At 54.5% G+C, this 21,769-nt stretch carries 23 protein-coding genes; 14 read left to right on the forward strand and 9 right to left on the reverse strand.

Annotated elements, in window-relative coordinates; translation table 11 throughout:
* Positions 1-101: 101 nt before the first annotated feature.
* Genes K7B04_RS04845 through K7B04_RS04870 form a run of 6 tightly spaced genes read left to right on the forward strand, consistent with a single transcriptional unit; the run spans position 102 to position 5,037 of the window.
* Positions 102-584, forward strand: a complete 483-nt coding sequence (locus K7B04_RS04845) for a PTS fructose transporter subunit IIA (RefSeq protein ID WP_223803594.1) — start codon at positions 102-104, stop codon at positions 582-584.
* Positions 581-1,759: a glycoside hydrolase family 88 protein gene (locus K7B04_RS04850; protein ID WP_223803595.1), complete on the forward strand. Its 1,179-nt coding sequence runs from the start codon at positions 581-583 to the stop codon at positions 1,757-1,759. Before K7B04_RS04845 ends, K7B04_RS04850 begins: the two co-directional genes overlap by 4 nt.
* Positions 1,760-1,771: 12 nt before the next feature.
* Entirely contained in the window at positions 1,772-2,269 is a 498-nt protein-coding gene (locus tag K7B04_RS04855) for a PTS sugar transporter subunit IIB (protein ID WP_223803596.1), read from the forward strand.
* Between the two features lie 11 nt (positions 2,270-2,280).
* The gene (locus K7B04_RS04860; RefSeq protein ID WP_135370586.1) at positions 2,281-3,081 is read left to right on the forward strand and encodes a PTS sugar transporter subunit IIC; all 801 of its coding nucleotides are present in this window, start codon (positions 2,281-2,283) and stop codon (positions 3,079-3,081) included.
* Entirely contained in the window at positions 3,074-3,916 is an 843-nt protein-coding gene (locus tag K7B04_RS04865) for a PTS system mannose/fructose/sorbose family transporter subunit IID (protein ID WP_167577209.1), read from the forward strand. The genes K7B04_RS04860 and K7B04_RS04865 overlap by 8 nt, the downstream gene beginning before the upstream one ends.
* A gap of 44 nt (positions 3,917-3,960) precedes the next feature.
* Complete coding sequence (locus K7B04_RS04870) at positions 3,961-5,037, forward strand: serine hydrolase domain-containing protein (RefSeq protein WP_223803597.1); 1,077 nt, start codon at positions 3,961-3,963, stop codon at positions 5,035-5,037.
* Positions 5,038-5,082: 45 nt separating this feature from the next.
* Here K7B04_RS04870 and K7B04_RS04875 read toward each other — a convergent pair whose 3' ends face one another.
* Positions 5,083-5,295 (reverse strand): DUF1471 domain-containing protein, encoded by a 213-nt coding sequence (locus K7B04_RS04875; protein WP_163448697.1) that lies wholly within the window; start codon positions 5,293-5,295, stop codon positions 5,083-5,085.
* 130 nt (positions 5,296-5,425) lie between these two features.
* Between K7B04_RS04875 and K7B04_RS04880 the strand changes: the two genes are divergently transcribed.
* Complete coding sequence (locus K7B04_RS04880) at positions 5,426-5,938, forward strand: Crp/Fnr family transcriptional regulator (protein ID WP_163448698.1); 513 nt, start codon at positions 5,426-5,428, stop codon at positions 5,936-5,938.
* A gap of 23 nt (positions 5,939-5,961) precedes the next feature.
* A complete protein-coding gene (locus K7B04_RS04885) occupies positions 5,962-6,507 on the forward strand; it encodes a YgjV family protein (protein ID WP_223803598.1) in 546 nt (181 codons plus the stop codon).
* On the opposite strand, the gene fdhD is transcribed toward K7B04_RS04885, so the two are convergent.
* Positions 6,474-7,307: a formate dehydrogenase accessory sulfurtransferase FdhD gene (gene fdhD / locus K7B04_RS04890; RefSeq protein WP_163448700.1), complete on the reverse strand. Its 834-nt coding sequence runs from the start codon at positions 7,305-7,307 to the stop codon at positions 6,474-6,476. The two genes, K7B04_RS04885 and fdhD, sit on opposite strands and share 34 nt — an antisense overlap.
* A 409-nt stretch (positions 7,308-7,716) precedes the next feature.
* On the opposite strand from fdhD, the gene fdnG reads away from it, so the two are divergent.
* The 4 genes from fdnG to fdhE are packed head-to-tail and all read left to right on the forward strand — an operon-like array spanning position 7,717 to position 13,240.
* On the forward strand, positions 7,717-10,767 hold the full coding sequence (gene fdnG / locus K7B04_RS04895; protein ID WP_167577211.1) for a formate dehydrogenase-N subunit alpha: 3,051 nt from the start codon (positions 7,717-7,719) through the stop codon (positions 10,765-10,767).
* Positions 10,768-10,779: 12 nt separating this feature from the next.
* The gene (gene fdxH / locus K7B04_RS04900; protein WP_065357314.1) at positions 10,780-11,682 is read left to right on the forward strand and encodes a formate dehydrogenase subunit beta; all 903 of its coding nucleotides are present in this window, start codon (positions 10,780-10,782) and stop codon (positions 11,680-11,682) included.
* Entirely contained in the window at positions 11,679-12,314 is a 636-nt protein-coding gene (gene fdoI, locus K7B04_RS04905; RefSeq protein WP_064540466.1) for a formate dehydrogenase cytochrome b556 subunit, read from the forward strand. Before fdxH ends, fdoI begins: the two co-directional genes overlap by 4 nt.
* Complete coding sequence (gene fdhE / locus K7B04_RS04910; protein WP_163448703.1) at positions 12,311-13,240, forward strand: formate dehydrogenase accessory protein FdhE; 930 nt, start codon at positions 12,311-12,313, stop codon at positions 13,238-13,240. The genes fdoI and fdhE overlap by 4 nt, the downstream gene beginning before the upstream one ends.
* A gap of 37 nt (positions 13,241-13,277) precedes the next feature.
* Here fdhE and K7B04_RS04915 read toward each other — a convergent pair whose 3' ends face one another.
* Positions 13,278-13,649 carry a type II toxin-antitoxin system VapC family toxin gene (locus tag K7B04_RS04915; RefSeq protein WP_223803599.1) on the reverse strand — a complete coding sequence of 124 codons (372 nt, stop codon included), beginning with the start codon at positions 13,647-13,649 and terminating at the stop codon, positions 13,278-13,280.
* Positions 13,646-13,900 carry a CopG family transcriptional regulator gene (locus K7B04_RS04920; RefSeq protein ID WP_163448705.1) on the reverse strand — a complete coding sequence of 85 codons (255 nt, stop codon included), beginning with the start codon at positions 13,898-13,900 and terminating at the stop codon, positions 13,646-13,648. The genes K7B04_RS04915 and K7B04_RS04920 overlap by 4 nt, the downstream gene beginning before the upstream one ends.
* 198 nt (positions 13,901-14,098) lie before the next feature.
* On the opposite strand from K7B04_RS04920, the gene K7B04_RS04925 reads away from it, so the two are divergent.
* Positions 14,099-15,013 carry an alpha/beta hydrolase gene (locus K7B04_RS04925; protein WP_163448706.1) on the forward strand — a complete coding sequence of 305 codons (915 nt, stop codon included), beginning with the start codon at positions 14,099-14,101 and terminating at the stop codon, positions 15,011-15,013.
* Between the two features lie 26 nt (positions 15,014-15,039).
* Here K7B04_RS04925 and fabY read toward each other — a convergent pair whose 3' ends face one another.
* From fabY to typA, 5 genes are all read right to left on the reverse strand, one after another.
* Positions 15,040-15,981: a fatty acid biosynthesis protein FabY gene (gene fabY / locus K7B04_RS04930; protein ID WP_163448707.1), complete on the reverse strand. Its 942-nt coding sequence runs from the start codon at positions 15,979-15,981 to the stop codon at positions 15,040-15,042.
* A 44-nt stretch (positions 15,982-16,025) separates the two neighbouring features.
* Positions 16,026-16,463, reverse strand: a complete 438-nt coding sequence (dtd, locus tag K7B04_RS04935) for a D-aminoacyl-tRNA deacylase (protein ID WP_064540478.1) — start codon at positions 16,461-16,463, stop codon at positions 16,026-16,028.
* Positions 16,460-17,317 (reverse strand): virulence factor BrkB family protein, encoded by an 858-nt coding sequence (locus K7B04_RS04940; protein WP_163448709.1) that lies wholly within the window; start codon positions 17,315-17,317, stop codon positions 16,460-16,462. The genes dtd and K7B04_RS04940 overlap by 4 nt, the downstream gene beginning before the upstream one ends.
* A complete protein-coding gene (gene yihX, locus K7B04_RS04945; RefSeq protein ID WP_223803600.1) occupies positions 17,311-17,910 on the reverse strand; it encodes a glucose-1-phosphatase in 600 nt (199 codons plus the stop codon). Before yihX ends, K7B04_RS04940 begins: the two co-directional genes overlap by 7 nt.
* A gap of 132 nt (positions 17,911-18,042) precedes the next feature.
* Positions 18,043-19,866 (reverse strand): ribosome-dependent GTPase TypA, encoded by a 1,824-nt coding sequence (gene typA, locus K7B04_RS04950; RefSeq protein WP_064540486.1) that lies wholly within the window; start codon positions 19,864-19,866, stop codon positions 18,043-18,045.
* A gap of 383 nt (positions 19,867-20,249) precedes the next feature.
* Here typA and glnA point away from each other — a divergent pair, with 383 nt between their 5' ends.
* Positions 20,250-21,659: a glutamate--ammonia ligase gene (gene glnA, locus K7B04_RS04955; RefSeq protein WP_163448711.1), complete on the forward strand. Its 1,410-nt coding sequence runs from the start codon at positions 20,250-20,252 to the stop codon at positions 21,657-21,659.
* Positions 21,660-21,769: the final 110 nt, after the last annotated feature.

Raw genomic sequence — 21,769 nt, forward strand, 5'->3', positions numbered from 1 at the left:
TGCAGACACTACATTATTTACTAATAAAATCATAAAGATAAAAACATGGCACGGCGGTTGCAATATTCTCAACAGATACCAAAAAAACGAAGGAATACGCAATGCGAGAGATGTACATCGCAACCCACGGACGCTATGCGGAAGGGATAATCTCGGCGCTGAACCTGCTGGTTGGCGACGATCACGGCGTAACACCCATCTGCGCCTACTGCGGCGAAATTGGCTCCACAGCCGAATTGGCGGTGCGCTTTGAGGCCATCGCCCAACAGGCGGCCAGCCGGGGAAAAGAGCTGGTGCTGTTTACCGATATGCCCGGCGGGAGCGTCAACAACACCGCCGTACAGATGCTGGTCAAATACCCGCATGTTCATGTTATTAGCGGCGCCAATCTGATTATGCTGATGGAGTTCTGTCTCTCTGAACATACCGATACTCCATCACGCCTGCAGGACGCCATCACCGCCGCCAGCGGCGCGATGCAGTACATGAACGTGCAGCCAGAAATTATCGCCGCTCGCCAGACCATACAGCCAGCCGTTGACGATGATATCGACGACTTTTTTGCCGCGGAGACACAACCATGACCGTTGCGCTGGAAACGCTCGACAGCCGCTATCTTGCACCACAGCCGTGTTTAGACTCTCGCTGGCTGAGCGAAGCACTCCGCGAAGTGCTTGCCAAAGTTGACGAGATGATGCCGCGTTTTACCATGACTTTTCCCGCAGCCAGCGCGACTGATGGTCACTACCCGGCAGTAGAGAAGGTCGACTGGACCGAAGGATTCTGGACCGGCATGCTGTGGCTGGCCTGGGAAGTGACCGGCGATGATAAATACCGCACGGTGGCGGAGGGTCTGCTCGACAGTTTTGAAGAGCGCCTTGATAAGCAAATTAAAGTCGATACCCACGACCTGGGTTTTCTCTATTTGCTCTCTTGCGTTAACGCCTGGAAGCTCACCGGCAACCTCCGCGCTCGCAGCCTGGCGCTACGCGCCGCAGAGCTACTGTACCGTCGCTTTAATGAAACGGCAGGCGTGATTCAGGCCTGGGGCGATCTCAACGACCCGGCGCGTCAGGGTCGCATGATTATCGACTGCAATCTCAACGTGCCGTTACTGTTCTGGGCCGCCAACGAAACGGGCAATGCCGCGTGGCGCGAAGCCGCTACGCGTCATCTGGCGCAGGCCGCTCGTTATCTGGTTCGTGAGGATGCTTCCAGCTTCCACACCTTCTACATGGACGTGCACAGTGGCCAGCCGCTGCGTGGCGATACTCATCAAGGGTTTAGCGATAGCTCCTGCTGGGCACGCGGCCAGGCCTGGGGGATTTACGGCTTTGCGCTGGGATTCCGTCATACCGGCGATACCACTCAGCCAGAGCTGGCGCGGAAGCTGGCGCACTATTTTCTCAACCGTCTGCCGGAAGATTTTGTCTGCTACTGGGACCTGATCTTCACCCCGCAGGACAACGCTCCGCGCGATACGTCTGCCGCCGCAGTCGCCGCCTGCGGTCTGGCGGAGTTGCTGACGCTGCTGCCGCTAACCGATCCACTACGCTCCGCCTATAACAACGCCATCGAACTGATGATGCGCAATTTACGCGAGCGCTATTTTGCCCACACGCAGGACGGCCTGCTGCGTGAAGGCGTTTATAACTTTGGCCGCAACATGGGCATTAACGAACCTAACCTCTGGGGCGATTACTTCTATTTCGAAGCCCTGGTTCGCCTTTCCCGCGTCTGGACACCCTACTTTTGCTAACTGGAGCTACACATGATTTCTTTAGTACGAATTGACGATCGCTTGATTCACGGCCAGGTTGCCGTGGTCTGGACCAAGCACCTCGGCGTAAACCGCATCCTGGTCGCCAACGATCAGATAGTGAATAACGAAGTGCAGAAGATGTCGCTGCGCATGGCGGCCCCTGATACCGCCAAGTGCGCCATTATGGCGGTCAAAGACGCAGGCGATATCCTCAATGACCCGCGCTCCGAGGCCATGAAAATTATGGTGATCGTTAACAATGCCGCCGACGCGCGTCGACTGGTCGAGCAGGTTGAGGGGATAAAAACCCTGAACGTCGCCAACTTTGGGCGCATTACGGACAATCTGGCGGCGAAAAAACGCATTAGCGACACCGTGTACGTTACACCGGAAGATGTCGCCGATTTTCATGCCATCGCCGCACGCGGCGTGAAGGTGGAATACCAGGTTCTGCCATCTCATCCGGTGAAAAACCTGATTGAGATGCTGGATAACGCTGCTAGCTAAGCGAGGTCGCTATGTTAACGTCTGCACTGCTTGTCGCGCTGGTGATGTATATCGCCAAGTTCGCTGACCACACGTTAGGCCAGCCGCTGATTGAACGGCCGCTAATCTGCGGCGCGATGGTCGGCTTTGTGCTGGGTGATTTTCAGCAGGGGATCATCATCGGCGCGACGCTGGAACTGATTTTTCTCGGCACCATCACCATTGGCGGCTCGGTACCGGCCGATCTGGCTGTCGGCTCGGTTCTGGCAACCGCCTTTACCATTTTGACGAAAGCGGAACCTGCCGTCGCCGTCGCGCTTGCACTGCCCATCAGCCTGCTGGCGGTCTTCGTTTACCAGGTTCTGAAGCTGGTTTATACCGCGCTGGTCGAGAAATATGACGCCTTGCTTGAAGAGGGGCGCGACCGCGCCGCGCTCGGCATCACGCTCGGGATGACCATGTTCTACGGCGTGCCGTTCGCGGTGCTGGCCTTCTTCGGCATTCTGTTCGGCACCGACGTGATCCGCAGCCTGGTCGAAAGCATTCCGGATACCGTGATGCGCGGGATGACGGCGGTGGGCGGTATTCTGCCTGCGCTGGGCTTCGCCATCTTGTTAAAGGCGCTGTGGAACCGAAATATTGCCGCATTCTTCTTTATCGGCTTCGCCATGGCGGCTTATCTGCAACTGCCGATTATGGGCATCGCGATTATCGCCGCTTCCGTTGCCGTTTATCTCTGCTTCAACGAATTCAACCAGTTGAAAGCCAATAAACACGCCACCACTGCCGCAAGCGCGTCGGTTGATGATAAGGACGGGTTCTTCAATGACTGATATCCACAACAGCGCAGTAAGCGCAGGCGACGACAGCAAGAACGAAAAAAAGATGTTCCGCCAGCTGTTCTTCCGCCAGTTCCAACTGCTGGGCTCCATGAACTTCACCCGAATGGAGGGGTTGAGCTACGGCTGGATTCTGGCGCCGCTGCTCAAGAAAATCTACACCGGCAACCCGCACGGTTACGTGGAGTCGCTAAAACGTAACAGCCAGTTCTTCAATACCAACCAGCATCTGGCGCCATTCATTATGGGCCTGACGCTATCGATGGAAAAAGAGAACGCCGCGAACCCTAATTTTGATACTTCCAGTATTAACGGCATCAAAGTGGCTTTAATGGGGCCGTTCGCGGGCGTCGGCGATTCATTCTTCTATGGCGTGCTACGCATCATCGCCACGGGGATTGCTATCGGCCTGGCCTCACAGGGAAACCCGCTAGGGCCACTGCTGTTCCTGCTGATTTACAACATCCCGAGCTACCTGCTGCGCTACTACGGCGGGGTAATGGGCTACCGGCTAGGTTCGAAGTATATCGCCGAAGCCACGCAGTCCGGCTTGCTCTCGTGTATCACCAAAGCCTCAGCCATGATGGGTCTGATGATGGTAGGCGCGATGAGCGCCAGCATGGTGAAATTTACCACCACCTTTAAAACCACCATCGCCGGACAGCCTTTCGTATTGCAGGAGATCCTCGACAAAATCTGCGTCGGGCTCATTCCACTGCTGCTGGTGTTGGGATGCCTGAAGCTGTTGAATAAAAAGGTGAGCCCAAACAAGGTGCTGATTATGCTAATCGTCTTTGGCTTTGCCGCCGCAGGCGTTGGGATTATTTAACCGCGGCCCCCATTATTGGGGGCCTGTTAACAACAGGATATCCAATGAAGAAAGCGCTCACCTGTTGTGCGTTAGCGTTGGCTCTCACAAGCCTGAGCAGCATGGCAAAGCAAGACAAAATGGCAGTAATCGATCATCAAATCGCGTCCTGGGTCGCCCAACACAACTACTCAGGCGCGGCGATTATTATCGTTAAAGATGATAAGCCCATTTTTGAGAAATATTACGGCGGCTACACATCACAGACTGAGGTTCATATTGCTTCGGCAGGGAAATGGCTGGCTGCCGCAACTATCGCCTCTCTCGTTGATGACGGAGTCCTTTCCTGGGGCGATCCGGTCAGAAAGTGGTTACCTGCTTTTACCGACTCAAAAGGTGATGCCACCCTGCGCCAACTCTTTTCACATACCTCAGGCTACCCAGACTATCAACCTGCCAATAAACCAGAAGATCACTATCAAACACTAACAGAATCCGTTGCTCATATTTTACCCCTGCCATCCGTTAACCCACCAGGCACGACATTCAATTATGGTGGACTCGCGATGCAGGTTGCCGGGCGCATGGCCGAAGTCGCCAGCGGAAAATCGTGGGAATCTCTGTTTCAGGAACATATTGCCCAACCACTCGGTATGACCCACACCGGATTCACCCCAGTGAGTGAGGAGCAAGGATTTAGCCCAATGCTCGCCGGCGGGGCAAGAACAACGCTTGCAGACTATCGACGATTTCTCCAGATGGTTGCCCATAATGGGCAATTTGAAGGCCGGCGAATTCTGAGCACAGCTGCGATTACCATGATGCAGAGCGATCAGATCCAGGGCGCTAAATTATTGCCTGGCGCGGTCAATCGCTATGTGCAGGATGTTCGGGGACAAGCCCGGAATGATATCTATGGACTTGGCGAATGGCGGGAACAGGTCGACAACCAGGGCCGTCCGCTACTCATCAGTAGCCCAGGTTGGGCGGGCAGCTATCCCTGGATTGATAAGACCAATAATAGCTATGGCGTAATATTGGCAAAAGTGAATCTGTCGGTGGCACACAAAACAGGTTTTAATAGTTTTTATGCTGGACCGCAGCTTATTCCAGCTATTCGCGAGGCGCTCGCGACCCAGTAACGAAAAAAGCGCCCCAAGGGCGCTCTTTCGACAGTAGCAGATAGCTTATTTGGTCAGTTCTGCGGTCATATGCACGCGGTTACCGGTGTAAGCCTGGGTAATTTTGTAAGAGCTGGCGCCCGCTTGTTCAGCCTGAGCGGCAATTTTCGCTTCCGCACCGTCAATGGTTGAGGCGGTTGCGGTCACTGTTTGCGCTGCGAAAGAACCAAAAGAAGCGGCCAGAGTCATAACTGCGACAAAAGTTTTGATGCTTTTCATGATATAAACCCTTTAATTTAGTTGTTTGGATAAGGCGTGCTGCCTTGATGTGATAAATATTAGGTCACATCTCGATCAACTAAAAGCGGAATGATTTGCATTTGTTTTTCAAATTTTTTGAGATAACGATATGCAGCTGAATCAGCAGTTACTGACGAGTCGTAAAAAGTCGCAGAGCGCGGGCGCCTGGCTGCTGCATCAGGGCGAGGTGCAAAGCCATTTTTACTATTTACATCAGGGTGTTGTGCGGGCGGTTTATCACTCCGATCGGGGCGTGGAGCGCGTAAAAGAGTTCTATTTCCCAGGGGAATGCTGCTTTTTATACCTTAACTGGCTGACGGCAACGCCGGCGGATTATAGTCTGCAGATGGTCACCGCGGGCGAAACCAGTGACATTCCGCTCTCCTTTTTCGAGGCTGCTGAAAACCAGGAGTTCAAGATGCAACTCCTCATTCAGCAGTTGATCTACAAAGAAAAGAAGGAACAGATGCTGTTGCTCAACACGCCAGAACAACGCTACCGCTACGTCCAGACTCAGTTCCCACACTGGGAATCACAGCTAACGCAACGGGATCTCGCTAGCTATATCGGTATCACCCCCGTGAGCCTTTCACGTATTCGCCAGCGTCTTAACAAAAGTTAACGCGAGGCCGGCTTAAGCCCATTATGGTGAAGCCATTGATTTGCGAAATGGCTGCCGTGATGACCACTTTCCTGTTTTCCCAGATACTTGCAAGCGTCAGCTTTGCGCTTGATATTACTGCTTTTCATTTTCATCGTCGGGCGAAAACGCTGACGGTACTTGCCTGCTCCACCGGTCTGCTGGCATGGCACTTTTATCTTCTACAACAGCCCGTTGCTGCCGTGTTGATGGCGATTGCGGCCTGCCGCTTTGCGATCGCTGTCGTTACGCTTCGTCTGTGGGTGATGTGGGGATTTATGGTGGTGTCGATGGCCTGTAGCGCCTACTTCTGGCAGGGAACAGCAAGCCTTTTGCCGCTGATGGGTAGCCTGCTGATGACCTTTGCCGCGTTTCAAGGTCAGAGTTCCAGGCTACGCGGATACACGCTGTGCGGCAGCGTTTGTTGGCTACTGAACAACATAATGGCGGGATCGCCGGTCGCTGCGGTCATGGAACTCGCGTTTTCAGGCAGTATTCTGCTGGCGGCCTGGCGGCATTACTCCGCAACCAGACGTTCAGGATGGGTGTAAATCGTCGCTCTTCCCGGCTTACAGAAGCCTACCAGCGTCAGATTGCAGCGTTCAGCCACTTCGACCGCCAGCGTTGTGGCGGCAGAGACGGCGAACAGAATTTCGACGCCGCACATCGCAGACTTTTGCACCATTTCATAGCTGGCACGGCTGGAAACCAGCGCGGCTCCCTGCTGCCACAGCGCGCCTTCTTTCGCGCGGCGCCCCAGCAGTTTATCCAGCGCCACGTGACGACCGACATCTTCATGGCCGCCCACCAGCTCGCCGGAGGGCATAATCCATGCCGCCGCGTGCGTACAGCCCGTTTCACGGCCAACGGGCTGGACGTCATCTAAATGCCTGAGCGCGTAATCGAGATGAGCCAGATCGAACGTCTGGCTAAAGGGCAGCGGTTTTATCGGCCTGCCAATATCGTTGAGTTGCTCAACGCCGCACACGCCGCAGCCCGTACGACCAGCCAACGCCCGACGACGCTCTTTCAGCCCCATAAAGCGGCGGCTGGAAAGCTCGATGCGAACTTCCATGCCATTACAGGCAGGGACAACATCCATACCGAAGATTTCCCGGGGATGTTCAATGATGCCTTCCGACAGCGAAAAGCCGATCGCAAAGGCTTCAAGATCTTTTGGCGTCGCCATCATCACGACGTGAGAGATGCCGTTGTAGACCAGCGCAACGGGAACTTCTTCGGCAAGAATATCCTGTGTGGGTTGCATAATTTGTGGCCTTCTGAAGACGGTACGCTCGGCTGCGCCAACCAGCTGTAACGAGGGCTCGACTTCATCTTTAACATTAAACACGGCAAATACTCTGAACGGCGTAAAAATAAGGGGCGTCTATTCCATCACAACATCAGGGAATTGAGGCTTATTATGGATCAAGTTTGTGGTGCAATAACGCACAATCTTGATTTATTTCGCCGCACATTGCGCCAGACCGGCCGATTAATCCCTTATGGTTAAAGTCATTGAGCACGCGCCCAGGCGAGATTTGATTTCGGCTAAATTGCGATCGATATCACAGTTCAATGTTAATGCATACAAAATCAATTCACCTGCCATTAACCGCGTTAGAACAAGCCTACCGATAATGTGGTATTCTGGATCAAAGCCCTCCTGGAACTGAGGGCATCGTATTATTCAGCATCTTTGCCGCCATCTGGCGAAGAACAACTACAAGCAATGACAATGTCGAAACAAGGAGTGAACCATGCAGGTCAGCAGAAGGCAGTTCTTTAAGATCTGCGCTGGCGGTATGGCAGGAACCACGGCAGCAGCACTGGGCTTTGCCCCGAGCATCGCACTCGCGGAAACACGGCAGTATAAATTGCTGCGTACCCGTGAGACCCGTAACACCTGCACTTACTGCTCTGTCGGCTGTGGGCTTTTAATGTATAGCCTCGGCGACGGCGCAAAAAATGCGAAAGCCTCGATTTTCCACATCGAAGGGGATCCAGATCACCCGGTAAACCGTGGTGCATTGTGTCCGAAAGGCGCAGGTCTGGTGGACTTTATCCACTCCGAAAGCCGTCTTAAATATCCTGAATATCGCGCACCTGGTTCTGATAAATGGCAGCAAATCAGCTGGGAAGAAGCGTTCGACCGTATCGCTAAGCTGATGAAGGCTGACCGCGATGCCAACTTCGTCGAGAAAAACGATGCCGGCACCACCGTTAACCGCTGGCTCACGACCGGTATGCTGTGTGCCTCGGCGTCCAGCAACGAAACCGGCTATTTAACCCAGAAATTTACGCGTGCACTCGGTATGCTCGCGGTCGACAACCAGGCGCGTGTCTGACACGGACCAACGGTAGCAAGTCTTGCTCCAACATTTGGTCGCGGTGCGATGACCAACCACTGGGTCGACATCAAGAACGCCAACCTCATTGTGGTGATGGGCGGTAATGCCGCTGAAGCTCACCCGGTCGGGTTCCGCTGGGCGATGGAAGCCAAAATTCACAACGGCGCTAAGCTGATTGTTATCGATCCCCGCTTTACGCGTACCGCGTCGGTGGCGGATTTCTATGCCCCAATTCGTTCCGGTACCGACATTACCTTCCTGTCGGGCGTGATGCTGTACCTGTTGAACAATGAAAAATTCAACCGTGAGTATACCGAGGCGTATACCAACGCCAGCCTTATCGTGCGCGAAGACTTTAGCTTCGACGACGGTCTGTTTAGCGGTTACGACCCGGAAGCACGCAAGTACGATAAGACATCCTGGAACTACGAGCTGGATGAAAACGGTCACGCGAAACGGGATACCACCCTCACCCATCCGCGTTGCGTCTGGAATCTGCTGAAACAGCATATTTCCCGCTACACGCCGGAAATGGTTGAGAAGATCTGCGGTACGCCAAAAGCTGACTTCCTGAAAGTCTGCGAATACATCGCCGAAACCAGCGCCCACGACAAAACCGCCTCGTTCCTTTATGCACTGGGTTGGACGCAGCACTCCATCGGCGCGCAAAACATCCGTACCATGGCGATGATTCAGCTGCTGCTGGGCAATATGGGGATGGCTGGCGGCGGCGTAAACGCCCTGCGCGGACACTCGAACATTCAGGGGCTGACCGACTTAGGCTTACTGTCACAGAGCCTGCCGGGCTATATGACGCTGCCGAGCGAAAAACAGGCTGACCTGCAAACCTATCTGACCGCCAACACGCCAAAACCGCTGCTGGATGGCCAGGTTAACTATTGGGGCAACTATCCGAAATTCTTCGTCTCAATGATGAAGTCTTTCTACGGGGATAAGGCCACGGCGGAAAACAGCTGGGGCTTTGACTGGCTGCCAAAATGGGACAAAGGCTACGACGTTCTTCAATACTTCGAGATGATGAATCAGGGCCTGGTCAATGGCTATATCTGCCAGGGCTTCAACCCGGTTGCCTCATTCCCGAACAAAAACAAGATTGTCGCCTCGCTGTCGAAACTGAAGTACCTGGTGACTATCGATCCGCTCAACACCGAAACCTCGACCTTCTGGCAGAACCATGGCGAGTCGAACGATGTTGATCCGTCGAAAATCCAGACCGAAGTGTTCCGCCTGCCGTCCACCTGCTTTGCCGAGGAGAACGGTTCTATCGTTAACTCCGGACGCTGGCTGCAGTGGCACTGGAAAGGTGCGGATGCCCCGGGGGATGCGGTCACCGACGGTGAAATCCTCGCCGGTATCTTCATGCGTCTGCGTAAGATGTACGCCGAAGAAGGCGGCCCGGCACCAGAACCCGTGCTGAACATGACCTGGAACTACTCAACGCCAAATGAACCGGCTTCCGAGGAAGTGGCGATGGAGAGCAACGGTAAGGCGCTGGCCGATATTATCGACCCGGCGACCGGTGCGGTTATCGTGAAGAAAGGCCAACAGCTCAGCTCGTTTGCCCAACTGCGTGACGACGGGACAACCGCCAGCGGCTGCTGGATCTTCGCCGGTAGCTGGACGCCTGAAGGCAACCAGATGGCGCGCCGTGATAACGCCGACCCATCCGGCCTTGGCAACACGCTGGGCTGGGCCTGGGCGTGGCCGCTCAACCGCCGTATTCTGTATAACCGCGCTTCCGCTGACCCGCAGGGCAACCCGTGGGATCCAAAACGCCAGCTCCTGAAATGGGACGGCGCGAAGTGGGGCGGCGTGGATATTCCGGACTACAGCGCTGCGGCGCCGGGCAGTAACGTCGGGCCGTTCATCATGCAGCCGGAAGGGATGGGTCGCCTGTTTGCCCTCGACAAGATGGCAGAAGGTCCGTTCCCGGAACACTATGAGCCGTTTGAAACGCCGCTGGGGACTAACCCGCTGCACCCGAACGTCATTTCCAACCCTGCCGCCCGTATCTTTAAAGGCGACAAGGAAGCGTTGGGGAAAGCGGATAAATTCCCGTACGTCGGTACCACCTATCGTCTGACCGAACACTTCCACTACTGGACCAAGCATGCGCTGCTTAACGCCATTGCGCAGCCGGAACAGTTTGTAGAGATCGGTGAAAAGCTGGCAGATAAGCTCGGCATCGCTCACGGCGATACCGTCAAAGTCTCCTCCAACCGTGGCTATATTAAAGCTAAGGCGGTGGTGACCAAGCGTATCCGCACGCTGAAAGTGGACGGTAAGGATATCGATACTATCGGTATTCCAATCCACTGGGGCTACGAAGGCGTAGCGAAAAAAGGCTTTATTGCCAATACGTTGACGCCATTCGTCGGCGATGCGAACACGCAGACGCCGGAATTTAAGTCCTTCCTCGTGAACGTGGAAAAGGTGTAACGGAGACGACCTATGGCTTATCAATCGCAAGATATTATTCGTCGTTCCGCCACTAACGGTTTCACTCCCGCGCCCCGCGCGCGGGATCACCAGGAAGAGGTGGCAAAGCTTATCGACGTCACCACCTGCATCGGCTGTAAGGCTTGTCAGGTGGCGTGCTCGGAGTGGAACGACATCCGTGATGAAATCGGCAGCAACGTCGGGGTGTACGATAACCCCGCCGATCTGACCGCTAAATCCTGGACGGTCATGCGCTTCTCGGAAGTGGAGCAGAACGACAAACTGGAATGGCTGATCCGTAAGGATGGCTGCATGCACTGCGCCGACCCAGGCTGCCTGAAGGCGTGCCCGGCGGAAGGGGCTATCATTCAGTATGCCAACGGTATCGTCGACTTCCAGTCCGAGCAGTGCATTGGCTGCGGCTACTGCATCGCTGGTTGCCCGTTCAACGTCCCGCGTCTTAACCCGGAAGACAACCGCGTCTACAAATGTACGCTGTGCGTCGACCGCGTTAACGTCGGGCAGGAACCGGCGTGCGTGAAAACCTGCCCAACCGGCGCTATCCACTTTGGTTCTAAAGAGGATATGAAAACGCTGGCGGGCGAGCGCGTGGCCGAGCTGAAAACCCGTGGTTATGATAATGCAGGGCTGTACGATCCGGCCGGCGTTGGCGGTACGCACGTGATGTACGTGCTGCACCATGCCGACAAGCCGAATCTGTACCACGGCCTGCCGGAAAACCCGGAAATCAGCGCTACCGTGAAGTTCTGGAAAGGCGTCTGGAAACCGTTAGCCGCTATCGGCTTTGCCGCCACGTTCGCTGCGAGCGTCTTCCACTACGTCGGGGTCGGTCCGAACCGTGCGGAAGAGGAAGAGGATAATCTTGATGAAGAGAAAGACGAGGTGCGCAAATGAAAAGACGTGACACCATCGTGCGCTACACGGCGCCGGAACGCATCAACCACTGGGTCACCGCCTTCTGCTTCATTCTGGCGGCGGTGAGCGGGCTGGGCTTTTTCTTCCCGTCCTTCAACTGGTTGATGCAAATCATGGGCACTCCGCAGCTGGCGCGCATTCTGCACCCGTTTGTCGGCGTTATCATGTTTGCGTCGTTTATCATCATGTTTTTCCGTTACTGGCACCATAATCTAATCAATCGGGATGATATCTTTTGGGCGAAGAATATTCGTAAGATCGTCGTCAACGAGGAAGTAGGTGACACCGGGCGTTATAACTTCGGCCAGAAATGCGTATTCTGGGCGGCGATTATCTTCCTGGTACTGCTGCTGGTGAGCGGTGTGATTATCTGGCGTCCGTACTTTGCGCCTGCTTTCTCAATCCCGGTGATCCGATTTGCGCTAATGCTGCATTCATTTGCTGCAGTGGCGTTAATTGTGGTTATCATGGTGCATATCTACGCCGCCCTTTGGGTGAAAGGCACCATTACCGCGATGGTGGAAGGATGGGTTACCAAATCGTGGGCGAAGAAACATCACCCGCGCTGGTACCGTGAAGTCCGCCAGAAACAGGAAAAGTCATCTGAATGAGTATTCGCATAATCCCGCAAGATGAGCTGGGTTCGAGCGAGAAACGTACGGCGGAAGTCATTCCGCCGTTGTTGTTCCCCAGACTCAAGAACCTCTACAATCGTCGCGCCGAGCGTCTGCGCGAGCTGGCAGAGAACAATCCGCTGGGCGACTACCTGCGCTTTGCGGCGCTGATTGCCCACGCACAGGAAGTGGTTCTTTACGACCATCCGCTGCGGATGGATCTGAGCGCGCGTCTTAAAGAGGCAAACGACCAGGGCAAGCCGCCGCTGGATATCCACGTTCTGCCGCGCGATAAACACTGGCACACGCTGCTGCACTCCATGATTGCTGAACTGAAGCCGGAAATGAGCGGCCCAGCGCTGGCGGTTATCGAGAATCTGGAGAAAGCCTCCGAACAGGAGCTGGAGCAAATGGCCAGCGCGCTGTTTGAATCGGATTTCTCATCTGTCAGCAGCGATAAAGCGCCGTTCATCTGGGCCGCCTTGTCACTCTACTGGGCGCAGATGGCGAGCCTGATTCCAGGTAAAGCCCATGCAGAATACGGCGAACAGCGTCAGTACTGCCCGGTGTGTGGCTCAATGCCGGTTTCCAGCATGGTGCAAATTGGCACCACTCAGGGGCTGCGCTATCTGCACTGCAACCTGTGTGAAACCGAGTGGCATGTCGTGCGCGTGAAGTGCAGTAACTGCGAACAAAGTCGCGACCTGCACTACTGGTCTCTGGATAATGAGCAGGCTGCGATTAAAGCCGAAAGCTGTGGCGACTGCGGCACCTACCTGAAAATTCTGTATCAGGAAAAGGACCCGAAAGTGGAAGCCGTGGCTGACGACCTCGCCTCACTGGTGTTGGACGCGCGGATGGAGCAGGAAGGGTTCGCCCGTAGCTCTATCAACCCGTTCCTGTTCCCGGGGGAAGGGGAGTAAGTTCTCTGGTAAAACCGGGCGGTCATCCCTGCCCGGTTTACAATGCGTAAGGCACTACCACGCCGGGTAGCCCGGAAAAATCCTTTGTATTACGCGTGACCAATTCTCTTCGGTGTATATGCGCAGTGGCCAGAATGATGGCATCCGGCAGCTTCATGCCATATTCCTGCCTCAGGTTGACACTCTTTTCGGCAATCTCTGGCGATATCTCTATGACCTCAAAAGCATTCAGGGCCATTCTTGTGCGCCGCTCCTGATGAAATCGCTTTGCGCCCACCATCACCTCCATCCAGGTAATCAAGCTAATAGCATGCTGCGGTGGATACAAATCCAACGTATTTTTAGCTTCAACCCGGCCACTAAACAGATCGATTAAAATATTAGTATCAAAGATGACGGGACCGTTCATCGCGTCCACTCCTCGCGGAGTTTTCTTTCGAATTCAACACCATCGTCTTCACACTCTTGCCAAATGCCAAGCGCGCCGGCGATAGCCTGTTCAGCCTGATTTTGTTTCTCCAGATACATTTCTACCGCTTCACGTAGCAGCTCCGCACGTGGCATATTCCGCTGCTGCTTGAGCTCATCGAGACGCCTGATCACCTCATCTGATAGATCGAGAAGTATTCTGCCCATATCCCTTTCCGCCATCATACTCATATATACCTCCAGTATATCATCCATGCTCAATAAGCGAACAAAATACACGCAGTTCGCTAAACGTGGCACTCTCATTTTGTAGAAATAATCGTTTTTGCGAGCGGCTATCCAGAATAATGCTGCAACTTTATTTACCCGTTTCTCTTCTCATTAAACCAGGTTATAAACTGTACATACATACAGTCTAAGGAGCCTTATATGCCACTGGAAAAAGGAATTGCCGAACTGGTTGCCGGGTTTATCGCTGCGGGCCGCCCCTCTTCACGAGAGCAGAATATTGATGATCGGAGGGCGGGCTATATTGCCAGCACGTCGCTGGCGGGCGAGAAAGAGATTCGCGTAAAATCGGAAGATATCGTGCTGGAAGGGATGACATTTCGCGTCGTTTCGCCGCTAAACGCATCCGGTTCGCTACCCTGTATCCTCTACTATCACGGCGGCTGTTTTGTTAGCGGCGGCTTTCTGACTCATGACCTCCAGCTACGGCAACTGGCCTGGAAAAGCGGCTGTAGAGTGATTGCCATTCAGTATCGTCTTGCGCCAGAGCACACCTTCCCTGCGGCTCATGACGACGCTGAACGTGGGGCCAATATCGTCCATCAATACGCGGAGCAGTTAGGCATCGATCGTGAACGTATCACGCTTGCTGGCGACAGCGCAGGCGGGCACCTGGCATTGGTCAGCGCGCTACGCCTGAAATCAACCGCCCAATGGTCTCCAGCGAAGCTGCTGCTGATCTACCCGATGCTTGACGCTACCGCCAGTTTCCCCAGCTATGCCAGCAACGGGCAAGACTACATCATCACCCGCGATACGCTGCTATCGGGTTTTGAAATGTATCTCCAGGATACCGACCTCCGCCACCCGGAAGCCAGTCCGATATGGCGTGAAGATTTTGCCGGTTTACCGCCGGTGCATATTCTCACCGCAGAGTTCGATCCACTGCGTGATGAAGGGGAAGCGCTATATCACCGCCTGAACGACCAGGGCGTGGCGTGTACTTGCCAGCGCTATCTCGGCGTTATCCACGGATTTTTCCAATTGGGCGGCGTGAGCAAGACGGCGCGGGACGCAATACGCGACGTGGCCTGGCGCGCGGCCACTCGTGAATAAATAGCATCAGGAGCGTGGGCTCTAAGCTACTCCTCTTCGTTGCCGCCTTCTTCGAAGGCGCCAAAAGGCTTAGCGGGAAGCACGATATAAGTGCCTTCAAATACCACGCCCGCTTTCTCATCACCGAACAGCTCAACCTGTAGCTGAACACGCGCTTTGCGGCCACGGGCCAGTCGGTCCAGGTCGCCGCTCAGCGAGCCCAGGTCGGCGATCGCCGTTGGTCTGCCGGCAATCGGCCTGCTATAGCGGATATGAGCATCGGCTAAGATAATCGTGCCGCCCAGATGGCGCTCACGCAGCATCAGCCAGATAAGGCCCCAGCCGGTCAGTGTCGCCAGCGAGAACAAGCTACCCGCGAACAGCGTGTGGTGTGGATTCTGGTTACCGGTTTCCGGCATGGTGGTGATAAATTTCTGCCCGGTGTACTGCTGAATGCGCACGCCCATCTTTTCGCTGAGCGGGATATGATCGTACCAGGCCTGCTGCAACTGCGCGCACCAGTCACCACGATGCAGAATATCGTCCAACGACGCCACCGGTTTAATCATCAGAAAGTGGCGCACCGGCGTGGTTTGCGGGGTGGTGATCTCCCCCTGGTTCACAAAGCCCAGCTTGGCGAAAAACGGCACGGCATCTTCACGTGCGCTACAGGTTACACGCTTCACGCCTTCCTGACGGGCGACAGATTCCAGCGTCATGGCGATCAGCGTGCCCAGGCCTTTGTCCTGCACTTCTGGATGGACAGCCATAAAACGAATCGACGCTTCGTTATCGGCGTTGATGTACAGTCGCCCGACAGCGACCAGCTTTCCCTGTTCATCCACCACCATCTGATGGTGCGCCATCGCGTCCCAGGCGTCTCGCTCGGACCCTTTTGGCTGATGCAACGGCTTACGCAGCATTTCCCAGCGAAACTGGTAGTATTCCTCTAACTCTTCTGCCGTTTGCGGTACTCGGAGATGGTACATAATCGCGCTCTCTTTTGCCCCCCGCGTTCTACCGGGAAGTGGGTTCATACCTGTAACCAGAATGTCACGGGGCCATCATTGACCAGTGACACCTGCATATCTGCAGCGAATCGTCCCGTTTGCGTGTTGATCTCCTGCTGGCGGCAGCGCTGCACAAAGTACTCATAGAGTTCTTCTGCACGATCCGGTGCCGCACCTTTGGAGAAACTCGGACGCATCCCGCGCTCGGTATCGGCCGCCAGCGTAAACTGTGACACCACCAGCACGCTGCCGCCGGCCTGCTGCACGTTCAGGTTCATTTTTCCGTCGGCATCGCTAAAAATACGGTAGCCGAGCACGCGCTCGCACAGGCGATTCGCTTTCTGTTCGTCGTCGTCTTTCTCTACGCCCAGTAGCACCAGGAGTCCTGGGCCAATCTCCCCCGTCACCTCGTCCGCCACGCTTACGCTGGCGCGGGTGACGCGCTGAATTAATGCAATCATGGTTCTTCTGCTTCTTGTTGTTCTGATTTCAGTTTTCGGTATTCACCGAGAGTGACAGTTATTTCTGCGCCAAGCAAGACGATACACCACGTCCAGTAGACCCAGACAAACAAAATGGGGATCACCGCCAGCACGCCGTAAATCAGCTGGTAAGAGGGAAATGCGGTGATATAGAGCGAGAAGGCTTTCTTACCAAGTTCGTGCAGCAGCGCGGCGACCAGCGCCCCGACAATCGCATCGCGATTCGGCACCTGAGTTGTCGGAACGATGCTGTAGAGCAGCCAGAAGGAAAGCCAGGAGAGCAGCAGCGGGAACAACCGCAGCAGGTTATCAATCACGCCGTGAAGCTCGCTGGCCCAGCGCAGCGAAAGCAGATATGAGCTAATTGCCAGGCTCACCCCCGCCAGCAGCGGGCCGAGGGTGAGAATCATCCAGTAGACCGCAAACGAGTAAAGATGCGGGCGCACACGCTTGCTACGCCAGATCGTGTTCAGGGCGCTGTCGATGGAGTACATCAACAGCAGCGCGGTAATGATCAGGCCACAGGCGCCAAACGCGGTCATTTTGTTGGAGTTGGCGACGAACTGCTCGATATAGCGCTGAATAACGTCGCCGGTCGCGGGCAGGAAGTTGGCAAAAACGAAGTGGCGAATTTGCAAACTCACTTCCGAGAACATAGGGAAGGCCGCAAACAGAGCGAAAATCACCGCCACCAGCGGCACAAGTGAAAGCAGCGACACGTAGGCCAGGTTGCCCGCCAGCGTCGTCATATTGTCTTCATCAATGCGCCGCCAGAGTATTTTGAACCACGCCACCAGCGGCCGGGTATATTTTTGATGACCGGTTTTTAGCATAACGTCTTCGTAAAATAATCGGGTAGGGTTTCACGCCCTGTCACCAGCACGCTGGTTATCCCCAACTGGCTAGCACCCTCTATATTATCGGCGTTATCGTCAAAAAAGACCGCATCGGCGGCGGAAAAACCTTCCAGTTCAAGTACGCGCTGGTAAATACGGGCCTCTGGTTTACGCATGCCCATCTCCTGCGAGAGGTAAACATGGTCAGCGGCAGCATAAATTTGCGGATATTCATCCGGCCAGAAAGTCGTGTGCAGCGCGTTGGTATTCGAGAGTACTACCACCCGGTGTCCCTGCTCGCGTAGCGTCTTCATGATATCGATAACTTCGGGACGCAGTGCGACAAACACCGCCTGCCAGCCGTGGGCAAACTGCTCGTAACTCAGCGGAAGTTCCAGGTCGTGACACATCGCTTTCGCAAATGCTTCATCCGATATTTCACCGCGTTCGTGCTGGTGAAATGCCTCCCCCATAGTAAAGCGCTGCTTCAACTGCGCCAGCGGCACACGGGCAAGGTCGCTCCACGTTCCCAGAACACGGTTGAAATCAATGTCGACAATCACATTACCTAAATCAAAGATATAGAGCATTTTTGCCTCCGTTCACGCCGTGGAATTTTTACTGTAGCGGGAAAGGCGGGGTTTGACCATGAACAAAAGCGCGCTATCAGAAAAAGAAAAACCCCGCCATAAGGCAGGGTTTTGGTCACGGAAAAAAGAAGATTACTCTTCTTTCGCACCGCGCATTGCGCGACGACGGTCGTTTTCCGTCAGGTGACGTTTACGGATACGAATAGACTGCGGAGTCACTTCGACCAGTTCGTCATCATCGATGAATTCCAGAGCTTGCTCCAGAGTCATGCGGATAGGCGGAACCAGAACAACCGCTTCATCCGTACCGGATGCACGCATGTTGGTCAGTTTCTTACCGGTCAGGCAGTTTACGGTCAGGTCGTTAGAACGGCTGTGAATACCGATGATCTGGCCTTCGTAAACTTCTGCGCCGTGGCCCAGGAACAGCTTACCGCGATCCTGCAGGCTGAACAGTGCGAACGCAACTGCTTTACCCTGGCCGTTGGAGATCAGTACGCCGTTCTGACGCTGGCCCACTTCGCCCTGACGGATATCGTCATAGTGGCTGAAGGTGGAGTACAGCAGACCGGTACCGGAAGTCATGGTCATGAATTCTGAACGGAAGCCGATCAGACCACGGCTTGGGATCACGTAGTCGAGACGTACGCGGCCTTTACCGTCTGGATTCATGTTTTTCAGGTCGCCTTTACGCTCGCCCAGTGCCTGCATGACAGAACCCTGGTGCTGCTCTTCGACGTCCAGCGTTACGTTCTCGTATGGCTCTTGTTTGCGGCCATCGATTTCGCGGAAGATAACTTTCGGACGGGATACCGCCAGTTCGAAACCTTCACGACGCATGTTTTCAATCAGAACGGACAGGTGCAGTTCACCACGGCCAGAAACGCGGAACGCATCGGCGTCAGCGGTTTCTTCAACGCGCAGCGCTACGTTGTGCACCAGCTCTTTGTTCAGGCGGTCAAGGATCTGACGAGAGGTAACGAATTTACCTTCTTTGCCACAGAACGGAGAGGTGTTAACGCAGAAGAACATAGAAACGGTCGGTTCATCGACGGACAGTGCCGGCAGCGCTTCGACGTTCTGTGGATCGCAGATGGTGTCGGAGATGTTCAGCTCGCCCAGACCGGTGATGGCGATGATGTCGCCCGCTTCCGCGAGGGTGCTGTCGATACGTTCCAGACCCAGGTGAGTCAGCACTTTACCGACTTTACCGTTACGGGTTTTGCCTTCGCTATCGATGATAGTGATCTGCTGGTTCGGTTTCACTTTACCGCGTTTGATGCGGCCGATACCGATAACGCCAACGTAGTTGTTGTAGTCCAGCTGGGAGATCTGCATCTGCAGCGGACCATCAAGGTCTACGTCCGGCGCCGGTACATGGTCAACAATCGCCTGATACAGCGGGGTCATGTCTTCAGCCATGTCTTCGTGATCCAGACCCGCGATACCGTTCAGCGCCGAAGCGTAGATGATCGGGAAGTCCAGCTGCTCGTCGGTCGCGTCGAGGTTAACGAACAGGTCGAAGACCTGGTCAACAACCCAATCAGGACGCGCGCCCGGACGGTCAACCTTGTTGATGACAACAATTGGCTTCAGGCCGTGAGCAAATGCTTTTTTGGTCACGAAGCGCGTTTGCGGCATCGGGCCATCAAAGGCATCAACTACCAGCAGCACGGAGTCAACCATGGACATAACGCGCTCAACTTCACCACCGAAGTCGGCGTGCCCCGGGGTATCAACGATGTTGATACGGTAGTCATTCCATTTGATAGCGGTGTTTTTTGCGAGGATGGTAATCCCACGCTCTTTCTCCAAATCGTTGGAGTCCATCACACGCTCTTGAGTTTCAGCACGCTCGTCGAACGTACCGGATTGCTGCAGCAGCTTATCAACCAGGGTAGTTTTACCATGGTCAACGTGAGCAATGATGGCGATGTTACGCAAATTTTCGATCACAACTTTGCCTCGGGCATTAGAAATAGCGCGTTATTGTACACGGATTAATCGCACTACAAAACAGGATCACAGAGATCCTCCGCAAACAAGTATCGCAGAGTTTCTTTGTGATCGCTTTCACGGAGCATAAAAAGGGCACCTAATCACAATTTGCACCAATATGGTGCTCAACGCTCGCGTGTAAGCACTATAATGGTGCAAAACGGCTATCATGGTGCAGCCCTTTTGCACTATGGTGCGCATGATAGCGCCTTTTGGGGGTGATTTAAAAGTTGGCACAGATTTCGCTTTATATTTTTCACGGCAACAACGCCATTTTTAAGCAGTGATAGAAGACCTCGTTACCACGACGACGACAATGACAAATCCGGGAGATGTAAAGTATGTCCGCTGAACACGTTTTGACGATGCTGAATGAACATGAAGTGAAGTTTGTCGATCTGCGCTTCACCGATACTAAAGGTAAAGAACAGCACGTCACGATTCCTGCCCATCAGGTGAATGCCGAATTCTTCGAAGAAGGCAAAATGTTTGACGGCTCCTCTATCGGCGGCTGGAAAGGCATTAACGAATCTGACATGGTTCTGATGCCGGACGCATCTACCGCTCTCATCGACCCGTTCTTTGAAGAGTCTACCCTGATTATTCGTTGTGACATCCTGGAACCAGGCACCCTGCAGGGCTACGACCGTGACCCGCGCTCCATCGCTAAACGCGCTGAAGAGTACCTGCGCGCGACCGGCATCGCAGACACCGTTCTGTTCGGGCCAGAGCCAGAATTCTTCCTGTTTGACGACATCCGTTTCGGCGCGTCCATCTCCGGTTCCCACGTCGCTATCGATGACATCGAAGGCGCATGGAACTCTTCCACCAAATACGAAGGTGGTAACAAAGGTCACCGTCCTGGCGTGAAAGGCGGTTACTTCCCGGTTCCTCCGGTAGATTCTTCTCAGGACATCCGTTCTACCATGTGTCTGATCATGGAAGAAATGGGTCTGGTCGTTGAAGCGCACCACCACGAAGTGGCAACCGCTGGCCAGAACGAAATTGCAACCCGCTTCAACACCATGACCAAAAAAGCGGACGAAATTCAGATCTACAAATATGTGGTGCACAACGTTGCTCACCGCTTCGGTAAAACCGCGACCTTTATGCCAAAACCGATGTTTGGCGATAACGGTTCCGGTATGCACTGCCACATGTCCCTGTCCAAGAACGGCGTAAACCTGTTCTCCGGTGACAAATATGCGGGTCTGTCTGAGCAGGCGCTGTACTACATCGGCGGCGTTATCAAACACGCTAAAGCGATCAACGCCCTGGCTAACCCGACCACCAACTCCTACAAGCGTCTGGTCCCGGGTTACGAAGCGCCGGTTATGCTGGCTTACTCTGCCCGTAACCGTTCTGCCTCCATCCGTATTCCGGTTGTTGCTTCTCCGAAAGCGCGTCGTATCGAAGTTCGCTTCCCGGACCCGGCAGCTAACCCGTACCTGTGCTTCGCTGCACTGCTGATGGCTGGTCTTGACGGTATCAAGAACAAGATCCACCCGGGCGAAGCGATGGACAAAAACCTGTACGACCTGCCGCCGGAAGAAGCGAAAGAGATCCCACAGGTTGCTGGCTCTCTGGAAGAAGCACTGAACGCACTGGATGCAGACCGCGAGTTCCTGACTGCAGGTGGCGTATTCACTGATGAAGCTATCGATGCTTACATCGCGCTGCGCACCGAAGAGAACGACCGCGTACGCATGACTCCGCACCCGGTAGAGTTCGAGCTGTACTACAGCGTCTAATACGTTTTGAGTTGTACTTTCCCGATGATGTCGCGTCATTGCCGATGGGTGCTGGCGCGATAATCGGGAATTGAGTTGCCGTGGAAACTTTCAGCCCATCTCAGGATGGG

Source organism: Kluyvera sp. CRP, assembly GCF_019930565.1.
GTDB lineage: Bacteria > Pseudomonadota > Gammaproteobacteria > Enterobacterales > Enterobacteriaceae > Kluyvera > Kluyvera georgiana_A.